Here is a 9796-nt window from a genome sequence, read left to right on the forward strand (position 1 = left end):
GACTGTGCTCGGTGATTGATCCGGGAGATCAGATCACCACTTGGCTAGATAGTTCCCCGATTTGTGCAACAAGGCCCCGTCGATGAGAACCCGGTCAACCCCAAATACTACGAGAGGATGTCGGTGCTGCTCGATGAGCTGATCGATCTGCGCCGCCAGCAGGCCATCTCCTATCAGGAGTATCTGGAAAAGGTCCGCGAGCTGGCCAAGCAGGTGAAATATCCACAGAGCCATAGCCAGAGCGCCTACCCAGAGAGCATAGACACGGCAGCCAAACGGGCACTCTATGACAATCTGGGCAAGGATGAGCTGCTGGTGGCCAGGATTGATACCGCCGTGCGTTATACCAAGAAGGCCGATTGGTATGGCGATCGCTTCAAGGAGCGGGAGATCGCGTTTGCCATTGCCGAAGAAACCAAGGGATACGATGTGACCGTTGCCGAGGTGATGGAGCTGGTGAAAGCGCAGCAGGAGTACCACTGATGCCCCTGATCACCATTGGTGAGCTCACGCTGGAGTTGCAGCATAAGGGGATCAAGAACCTGCACATCAATGTGCTGCCCCCTGATGGTCGCGTGCGCGTCTCGGCCCCGGCGTCGCTGTCACAGACGGCCATCAGAATGGCCGTGGTCAGACGCTTGCCGTGGATCCGGCAGCAACAGGCCCACTTTCAGGCGCAGCCACGTCAGAGCGAGCGCCAGATGTGCAGCGGCGAGACGCACTACCTTTGGGGACGGGGCTATCGATTGGAGGTGATCCCGGTTGAGGGAGCGCACAGCGTCAAGCTACAAGGGGGGTGGATCCGGATGCGGGTTCCCGCTCATTATGACGCCGCGAAGCGAGAAGCCTTGCTACTGGGCTGGTATCGCCAATTGCTACGCCAGCGGCTGCCGATATTGATGGCCAAGTGGCAGGCCTTGCTCAACGTCACCCCTTCGTTTGTCGGTATCAAACGGATGAAGACCATGTGGGGGAGCTGCAAAACAGATACATCCCGCATCTGGATCAACCTCGAATTAGTCAAGAAGCCCCCCGAATGCCTGGAATTTATTGTGGTGCACGAGCTGGTTCACCTGTTAGAGCGCAAACATAACCAGCGATTTATCACACTGATGGATACCCATCTGCCCAACTGGCGCGAGCATCGCGAGAAGCTCAACAAGATGCCCCTGGCGTTTAACCGGTGGGGGTATTAGGGAAAAGTAGTTAGGTAAGTTTGTGGTATGGTGCCGGCAAAACCAGATTGACGCGGCTCATCTGTTGAGCGGATTACTTTGTTTTTGTTCATTCGTTATCTCGACCTGGTCAAAACACTAGGGAAAGTGCGAACAAGTATCCCAAGAACAAAAAATGAAAATTTTAGTCATTTAATATCAATGGGTTACCAGTAAATGCTCTCGTGCCATATGACTTATTCGCACCTTCCCTAGGTTAAAGACTGCCGGTTTTTTTCAAGAATCAGTTGAACATTTGGGATTAGATATGTGGGATTTACTTAAACACCTATGGCCTGACTTTAGCCAGATGCTGAATGGCACTACCAATGGGATCAGTGCGTGGTTCTGGTCATTCACATGCTTCATCTTTTTACTATCCCTGTTTTTTTTGATTAAGCACTACCTCAATTTCATTGAAAGAAACAAAGCATTGAGATCTTTGTTGGATGGGCAAAGTAGAGAAACATTGGCTTAGGAAGGTGCGAATAAGTCATATGGCACGAGAGCATTTACTGGTAACCCATTGATATTAAATGACTAAAATTTTCATTTTTTGTTCGTGGGATACTTGTTCGCACTTTCCCTAACCCAAGGAGTACCGACATCGAGATCATCCCAATAAAGAGGGTTCTTAGTTGACGGCGTTTTCCCAGGGGAATAATCACAAATATAAGGTAATCTTGCCCACTCCCACCCCTCCGGCAATTCAAACGACTTTTCTTCCTCGCTGATTTCCGGCAGTGCCTTGGGCTTTTTAATCTTGCCCTCTTTCACCAGCCGCGCCTTTTCGGCGGTGATCCGCTCCAGCAATACTGAGGCCGGTTCATCACTAGGGTCTTGCGGCACCAGCTTGCCGCGCACGGCCAACTCCAGGATCAGCTCGCGCAGCTTCTTGATACCGGTGAGCTCCAGCTTGCTATTGCTGCCACGGCCTGCGCTGCTCTTCGGGCGTACTGCTGAAGTCCAGAGATCGAGGTGGTCGGTGATGAGCTTCTCAATCGCCATTATTCCTGCTCCCCCTGATCAGCTGCGCCCTTGCCCAGCGGCTCACTGTTTCCAAGCGCTTCGCTCAGGATGGCTTTAAGCTGGTCGCGCAAGGTCTGGATCTCGGCCTGCTGGCTGGCGTAACTCGCGAGCAATTCGCCGGGGTCGTGGCTGATCTGCTCGCCGACATGGGGGTTTTTGATGTCGAGGTTGAAGTTGCGGGCGATGATGTCGTCGATGCCGACCTTCCAAGCCTGCTCGTTCTCGACCCGGCTGGCGAAACCGTCGGCCTCGTCGCCCCACCAGGCTACTTCAGTCTCGAACTCCTCAAACTTCATCGGCTTGGTCTTGCTGTAGTTCTTCACCCCGGCCGGATAGGGATGCTCGTAGAACCAGACCTCCTTGGTGGGCTGGCCCTTGGTGAAGAACAGGATGTTGGTCTTGATGCCGGTATAGGGATTGAAGACGCCGTTGGGCAGCCGGACGATGGTGTGCAGGTTGCACTCCTGGGTCAGCAGTTGCTTGATCTTGGTCTTGACCCCCTCGCCGAACAGGGTGCCATCGGGCAGCACCACGGCGGCGCGACCGCCATGTTTCAACACCTCGATGATGAGCTGGAGGAAGAGATCGGCGGTCTCGCGGGTGCGCAGGTCGGCGGGGAAGTTCTGCTCGATGCCGTCCTCTTCGGTACCGCCAAACGGCGGGTTGGTGAGGATGACGTCCACGTCGCTCTCCCAGTTGGAGAGGGGCTGGGCCAGGGTGTTGTCGTGACGGATCTGCGCCGGCACCTCGATGCCGTGCAGCAGCATGTTGGTGACGCAGAGCAGATGGGGGAGCTGTTTCTTCTCAACCCCGTGGATCTGCTGCTGCAACAACCTGTGGTCGGCGCTGGTGCTGGCCTGCTGTGTCAGGTGATCGACGGTGCAGGCGAGGAAGCCGCCGGTGCCACAGCCGGATCGAGCACCTTCTCACCCAGTTGCGGATTGATGCGGTTGACCATGAAACGGGTGACGGCGCGGGGGGTGTAGAACTCACCGGCGTTACCGGCGCTTTGCAGGTCGCGCAGGATCTGCTCGTAGATGTCGCCGAACAGGTGGCGCTCTTTGGAGTCGGTGAAGTCCACCTCGTTGAGCTTGTTGATCACCTGGCGCAGCAGGGTGCCGTTCTTCATGTAGTTGTAGGCATCGCTAAACGCCTCTTTCACCACGAAGCCGCGCGGGTTGTGCTCGATGTTGGCCGGCAGGCTTTTGAGGCTGTCGATGAGGTCGTTGTTGACGAAATCGAGCAGGGTGTCGCCAGTGATGCCCTCGGCATCGGCCGCCCAGGTGCGCCACAGCAGGCGCTCGGGGATGGGGGAGCGATAGTCTTCCAGCTCGAATTCCAGCTCCTCTTCCTGAGCATCGAAGATCTTGAGAAACAGCAGCCAGGAGAGTTGGCCCAGGCGCTGGGCATCGCCATCGACGCCGGCGTCTTTACGCATGATGTCCTGAATGGACTTGATGACGGAACTGATGGATGACATGGCATTCTCATTCTTGCTAAGGCGCTGGGCCTTTCGATAAAAGCGAGTGGCCATGATTTGCATGGCCACGGGAGTCATAATCTGGTGCCGGGAGGCGGCTACCGAACAGGGATTCAGGCGCGCTGCGGCTGGCGGTAGATCTCTTCTTCCAGCTCGGTGATGGCCTGCTCAAACTGTTTGGGGCCACCGAAACCTTTCTTGGCCAACTCAAGCGGGCGACCCAGCTCGGTAAAGGGCGCGACTTTGAGCGCCTCCTTGGTTTCGATCTCACACACCCCCTGATCGGCATACTTGTCGAGCAGGCTGTTCAGCACCTGCTGGGCGGTCTCGTTGTATTTGGTGAAATAGTTGCGCTTCTTGACGTTGTCGGCTCGTTCACGGCGGGTCAGCGGCGGCTGATCGTATACCACATGGCAGATGAGGTCGAACGGGTCGAGATCCTGGCCCACTTCGGCACTAAATACGTCCCACAGCACACCGGCTTGCGCCAGTTCATCCATGATGGCCTGCTTGCGCTCGGCGGCCTGCCAGCGTTTGGTGAACGCATCGAGCGAGGCGCACTCCTTGAGCAGGGTCTTTCTGGTGTAGTCCTTGAAGGATTCGGTCACCAGCTTGCCATCGGCGTCGTAATACTGCACCCGCTCGGCGATGACGCCGACGGTGACGCCATTGACATAGTATTTGCGCACCTCGCCCGGCTCGGGCTGATCTGGGCCACTCCCTGACTGCCCGTCTGCTGAGCCTTCGGCGGAATAACCGCCCTGCGTCTCTTCAACACCAGGCAGCCCATCGGTGTCTGCCGCACCCTCGTCCGGTGACAGCGGATCGGTGCCCTCCAGGATATCGCCGAGAGCGTCATCCGGGTCATTGATCGCTTCCGGCTTGGTCACGATGACGCGCTCCGGCACGCCGTCGAAGCGGGGATCGGCAAACAGCTCGGTGGCCTTCTTGAAGTCGAGAATGGTGAACCAGAGCTTGCCGTACTTGTCATCGATACGAGTGCCACGGCCGATGATCTGCTTGAACTTGGTCATGGACTGGATGTTCTGATCCAGCACCACCAATTTGCAGGTCTTGGCATCGACGCCAGTGCTCATCAGTTCGGAGGTGGTGGCGATGACCGGATAGGCTTTCTTCGGATTGATGAAGTTATCGAGCTGGGCCTTGCCCAGGTCGTCATCGCCGGTGATCTTCATGACGTAGCGATCGTCTTTGGCCATCTGATCCGGGTTGAGGTTTACTAGGGCGCGGCGCATCCGTTCGGCGTGATCGATGTCGTTGCAGAAGACGATGGTCTTGGCCATGGGATCGGTCTTCTTGAGGTAGTTGGTAATGGTCTCGGCCACCAATTGAGTACGCTCGTCGATCACCAGAGTGCGGTCAAAATCCTTCTGGTTGTAAATGCGGTCAACGATCTCGTTGCCCTGCTTATCCAGTTGCCCCTTGGTCGGCCGCCAGCCTTGCAGATCGACGTCTATGTCTACCCGCACCACCTTGTAGGGGGCGAGGAAACCATCCTCGATGCCTTCCTTGAGTGAGTAGCTATAGACCGGATCGCCGAAGTAATCGGTGCTGGAGACGCTCTCGGTCTCTTTGGGGGTGGCCGTGAGGCCAATCTGGGTGGCCGAGGCGAAGTATTCGAGGATCTCGCGCCAGGCGCTGTCCTCGGCTGCACTGCCACGATGACACTCGTCGATGACGATCAGATCGAAGAAATCAGGGGAGACCTGCTTGAAGGCTTTTTGCGACTCTTCGGGGCCGGTCAGCGCCTGATAGAGAGCGAGGTGGATTTCGTAGGAAGGGTCTACGGTGCGGCCGGTGATCTTGGTCATCGCCGCCCCGAAGGGCTGAAAATCATTGATCTTGGTCTGATCGACCAGAATGTTGCGGTCGGCGAGAAACAGGATGCGCTTCTTGGCCTTGGCCTTCCACAACCGCCAGATGATCTGGAAGGCGGTATAGGTCTTGCCGGTGCCGGTGGCCATCACCAGCAGAATGCGGTCCTGGCCTGCCGAGATAGCCTCGATGGTCTTGTTGATGGCCTGCAACTGGTAGTAGCGCGGGGACTTGCCACTGCCGTCGTCATGGTAGTCCTGGGTGATCATCGGCAACTGAGCCGCTTGGTAGCCCTTCCAGGTACAGAACTTGTCCCACAGCTGGGCGGGTGCGGGGAAGTCCTCCAGCGCAATCTGGGACTCCAACTGCTGGCTGTCGGTCTTGTCGTGGAAGATAAAGCCATCGCCATTGGAGGCAAACACGAAAGGCACTTCCAGCAGGCGGGCATAATCGAGCCCCTGCTGCATCCCCTTGCCGATCTCGTGCTTATTAGCTTTGGCCTCAATCACTGCCAATGGCAGCCCCATCTTGTGATAGAGCACGATGTCGGCCGACTTGACCTTCCTGCGAGCCGCCAGCTGGCCGCGCACCACCACCTTACCGTCCCGCAGCTTCACTTCCTGGCGGATCTGGGTGAGGTCATCCCAACCGGCTGCCTTGACGGCAGGCAACAGGAACTTGGAGATGATGTCTGCTTCGGTCAGCTTGGCTTTGTTGATGGGGGACACAGGACGCTCCTTGGCAAGAGAGGACTCGTCCAAATGTTCTCATGAATAAGGGGGGATACGGGAGGGTTATGAGTTCAAAAGTTGAGCCAAGTCGGCTCTATTAAGTTGGTATGGGAATCTCAGTAGCCTAACGCAGCGAACCGTGACGCCGCCGTCTCCGTGCGTGTCAATGTTATCATTTCGCGCTGTGAACGGGATACTTAAGGTGGACACTGCCCGGCCTGCTCTGGTATCGGGGAGCTGACCAAGCCAAAGCTGCACGCCTGCCCACACTGCCACGGTACTGGGCACCGTCAGGTCGAGCAGGATCTGCAGCTCTGTTATGGTGATACTGTGCGGGAGTATCACCGCTATCTGGATCGGGCAAAGGCGGCTTACTGTAGGTAAGAACGGTGTGGCGACTATTTACGTTGTAACGATTTTGGTTGACGCAGTCGCTCTGTCTGTCCCATTATTTGTTTGCGTATCGCAACATGAACTGCCAAAACAGTACATGAAAAAAGGGGCCGGAGCCCCTTGGTTACGCCTGATAATATTGTGCCTTGGTAGCTTCTGGGCTGGTACCCCAAGAGCTATCAGTTACAGCGTGCTGTATCACACTCATTGCCAGACTGATGAAAACTCCTTGAAGCATTTTGACGAGAGCATCACGGAGCTCAGATACAAGCCACCTTAACCACCTTGGTAAGGTGGCTTTATCATTTTGGGTGACCGGCCGGCCTCGGCGTAAACGCCGCTTCTTTTTGGACATAAATATACTCCTTTCTATGCCAGGGTATGGGCAACTCGCTGCCCAGGGGGTTGAAGTAATGCTTGTTCATGGCCATGGTTAACTCCTGTTGCAACTACACAATATGTAGTTATTTTTATATATACCGACACAACATGTTGATTATGACAGCATCTCGCATTCTGCGATCATTCATTTAAAGACACAAGCCTCTCATCCCTTCCGTATTGTGTTCAATCGAGGGATCTTTGAGTGCCGTATGGAGATCGTACAGATTTGAGCTTTGGCTTTTTTGATATTGATCAATTTAAGGGAGTAGTGGCGTACTTCCCGGCCAACGTGGTTACTTTGTTGAGCTTTGTCAAATTGCTGGCCGTCACAATTAGGCCATGCCGTTGTCGCGCCAGCGCTGATCACCTTGTTGTTAGCCCTGCATCAGTACCTATAGTCAGCGCTATGCCTTCGCCACCGGGATCTCTTTGATACAGGTGGTATAGCGGGGGCTGAGCTGCTCCCGCTTCATCGTCCATTCTTTGATGTTCCGCCCTCGGGCTGCGAAGTAGACCTTCCCCAGTTGGCCCTGATTAATCTTGTCGATCACCTGCATGAGAGCCTCACTGCGGGGAGCTTGCTGTTCGTCGGCGAAAAGGTCTCCCTGTTGCATGGCCGTAGGGGTGAAGTCGGCGAGCATGACTCCTCCTTTCATATAACGAACATCATCCCGCCAGATACGGCGTAGAAGCGGCTCGACTTGGGCGAGTAGTTTACGGGTGTCAGCGGTGGGGAACGGTAACCGGGTGGCGATCTGGTTTCCGTAGTAGGTTTCCCGCTCGGAGAAGGGGCTACTACGGATAAATATGGTCACATGTTGGCACCGTTGCCCCTCTGCTCGCAGCTTTTCGGCGGCACGTTCCATGTAGCCTGCCAGCGCCTCCCGCATGGGACCGATGGCGGTGATCCGTTCGCCAAAGCTTCGGCTGCAGATGATCTGCTGTTTGGCTTGAGCCAGTTGCTCCAGTTCGGAACAAGGTATCCCTTGCAACTCCAGCACGGTGCGTTCGACGACGACGCCATAACGTTGGCGCAGGGTTTTGATATCGGTTGCGACCAGGTCGGCCACGGTGTTGATGCCCTGTGCCGCCAGCTTGGCGGTGAGTTTACGACCTATCCCCACACCTCATCGACCGGAGTAACTGCCATCAATTTGGCACGCCGAGTCTCATCCCGCAGATCGACCACCCCGCCTGTGGCCGCTTGCCATTTTTTCGCGGCATAGCTAGACAACTTGGCCAAAGTTTTGGTGGGACCGATACCAACTCCTACCGTGAGCCCCGTCCACTGCTGCACTCGTGCTCGGATCTGACGACCATACTCAACCAGATCACCCGCCCAACTCTCGTTGAGTTCGACAAATGCCTCATCGACATAAAGGAAAGATTGAGGGCTATGGACATCAATGCAACCCCAGACAGCACGCCGACTCACGAGTTACTGCCCTATGTCCATGGATGCACGACTTTTTCATGAGTAACGAAGAAGTTTTGTCCATAGGTAAGGTTCAAGGCTGGCATGGATAGATGGTATCTGGGACGGCTGCAGATCTCTAAGGGTTATCCCCGTTTTATCTGGAGCCGCTCGGGTTCACTCAGTAAGCTATTAAGAACAATACTTTGGTGTTGCTCTCCTTAAATCCTCCTACAAAAGGACCCAGCGCCGTAGTGCAAGCGCAATACCATCTTCGTCGTTGTTGGCTGTCTCTTGTGCTGGCTTGAGGTTGTCTCACGGTTATAATGAGGTGTACAATGTACACCATCAAAGGCCCCTAAAGAGTAATTGGCGCTTGAGTCACGCTATCGAGTTTATTGAAACCTCCATCTTCACCAAGCAGATTAAGGCGCTCGCGAGTGACGATGAACTGAAGTCGTTGCAGGTTGAGTTGATTGCCGACCCCGAAAAGGGGGATCTGATCCAAGGGGCAGGTGGCCTGCGTAAGGTACGGATGGCGACAGGGCAGCAAGGGAAGAGTGGCAGTGCCAGAGTGATTTATTTCCTGGCCCATGCTGAAAAAATTTACCTAGTGCTGGCTTATGCCAAAAGCGAGAAGACCAGCCTGACCGCCGCGGAAAAAGCAGTGTTGAAGAAACTGACCGCACAGTTAAAAGATGAGGATTGATATGAGCATGTTCAATGAGTTGCAAGCCTCTCTGGAAGAGGCCATCGCCATCAAGCAGGGCCGCAGCGAGGCATCAGAACTGACCCGCTATGAGGTGGCTGATGTCAAGGCGATCCGTGCAGCCCTCGATCTCTCGCAGCAGGAATTTGCTATCGGGCTTGGTACCAGCGTGGATACGGTCAAGAGCTGGGAAACCCGCCGCCGCAATCCAACTGGGCTGACGGCTAAGGTGCTGGCACTGCTCCAAGAGCGCCCCGAACTGTTCCGCGAACTGGCGGCCCATTGAAGGCCGGATGAAATTGATCGTTTCACTGTTGAGATCGGCTAATCTGCTGGCTCAAGTGAAGCGCTTCATGGATAACGTTTCGCCCTTCCCTGGAAATGGCTATGGCACGGCCAAGATGTAGCACTATTCGGATCAGTTATTTAGGATTTTTCGTGTGCAATGTGCCATTTCTGTCCATAGAAGAGTTCAAGGTTTGCACTCTTCAAAGGTGCATTATGCTTGGGTCAAAATGATGGGATGACACATGTACAGGATCTTTAGCAGCAACCAATTGAAATAGATATAAAAATGGCTTCGATTGTGATCTGATTTTATCGCCA

At 55.1% G+C, this 9796-nt stretch carries 9 protein-coding genes and 1 pseudogene; 4 read left to right on the plus strand and 6 right to left on the minus strand.

The features are described from left to right. Positions 1-63: 63 nt before the first annotated feature. Positions 64-483: a hypothetical protein gene (locus tag OKB81_RS17370; RefSeq protein WP_270805336.1), complete on the plus strand. Its 420-nt coding sequence runs from the start codon at positions 64-66 to the stop codon at positions 481-483. Next, on the plus strand, positions 483-1196 hold the full coding sequence (locus tag OKB81_RS17375) for a M48 family metallopeptidase (RefSeq protein WP_005331303.1): 714 nt from the start codon (positions 483-485) through the stop codon (positions 1194-1196). Before OKB81_RS17370 ends, OKB81_RS17375 begins: the two co-directional genes overlap by 1 nt. 567 nt (positions 1197-1763) lie before the next feature. On the opposite strand, the gene OKB81_RS17380 is transcribed toward OKB81_RS17375, so the two are convergent. The 6 genes and pseudogenes from OKB81_RS17380 to OKB81_RS17410 form a co-directional block, all read right to left on the minus strand. Next, positions 1764-2222 carry a hypothetical protein gene (locus OKB81_RS17380; protein WP_270805337.1) on the minus strand — a complete coding sequence of 153 codons (459 nt, stop codon included), beginning with the start codon at positions 2220-2222 and terminating at the stop codon, positions 1764-1766. After that, positions 2222-3801 (minus strand): annotated as a pseudogene (locus OKB81_RS20880) (N-6 DNA methylase). Before OKB81_RS20880 ends, OKB81_RS17380 begins: the two are co-directional and overlap by 1 nt. Positions 3802-3836: 35 nt before the next feature. Further along, positions 3837-6287: an EcoAI/FtnUII family type I restriction enzme subunit R gene (hsdR, locus tag OKB81_RS17395; protein WP_270805339.1), complete on the minus strand. Its 2451-nt coding sequence runs from the start codon at positions 6285-6287 to the stop codon at positions 3837-3839. 698 nt (positions 6288-6985) lie between these two features. Beyond that, positions 6986-7114, minus strand: coding sequence for a hypothetical protein (locus OKB81_RS17400; RefSeq protein ID WP_270665155.1), 129 nt, complete (start codon positions 7112-7114; stop codon positions 6986-6988). A 357-nt stretch (positions 7115-7471) separates the two neighbouring features. Beyond that, a complete protein-coding gene (locus tag OKB81_RS17405; protein ID WP_270665154.1) occupies positions 7472-8191 on the minus strand; it encodes a DinB/UmuC family translesion DNA polymerase in 720 nt (239 codons plus the stop codon). Next, entirely contained in the window at positions 8182-8502 is a 321-nt protein-coding gene (locus tag OKB81_RS17410; protein ID WP_270665153.1) for a Y-family DNA polymerase, read from the minus strand. Before OKB81_RS17410 ends, OKB81_RS17405 begins: the two co-directional genes overlap by 10 nt. Positions 8503-8857: 355 nt before the next feature. Between OKB81_RS17410 and OKB81_RS17415 the strand changes: the two genes are divergently transcribed. After that, the gene (locus OKB81_RS17415; protein ID WP_160839572.1) at positions 8858-9190 is read left to right on the plus strand and encodes a type II toxin-antitoxin system RelE/ParE family toxin; all 333 of its coding nucleotides are present in this window, start codon (positions 8858-8860) and stop codon (positions 9188-9190) included. Position 9191: 1 nt separating this feature from the next. Then, on the plus strand, positions 9192-9476 hold the full coding sequence (nadS, locus tag OKB81_RS17420; RefSeq protein WP_114523085.1) for a NadS family protein: 285 nt from the start codon (positions 9192-9194) through the stop codon (positions 9474-9476). Positions 9477-9796 lie beyond the last annotated feature (320 nt).

The sequence above is a fragment of the Aeromonas sp. QDB56 genome, from assembly GCF_027705505.1.
Classification (GTDB): domain Bacteria; phylum Pseudomonadota; class Gammaproteobacteria; order Enterobacterales; family Aeromonadaceae; genus Aeromonas; species Aeromonas caviae.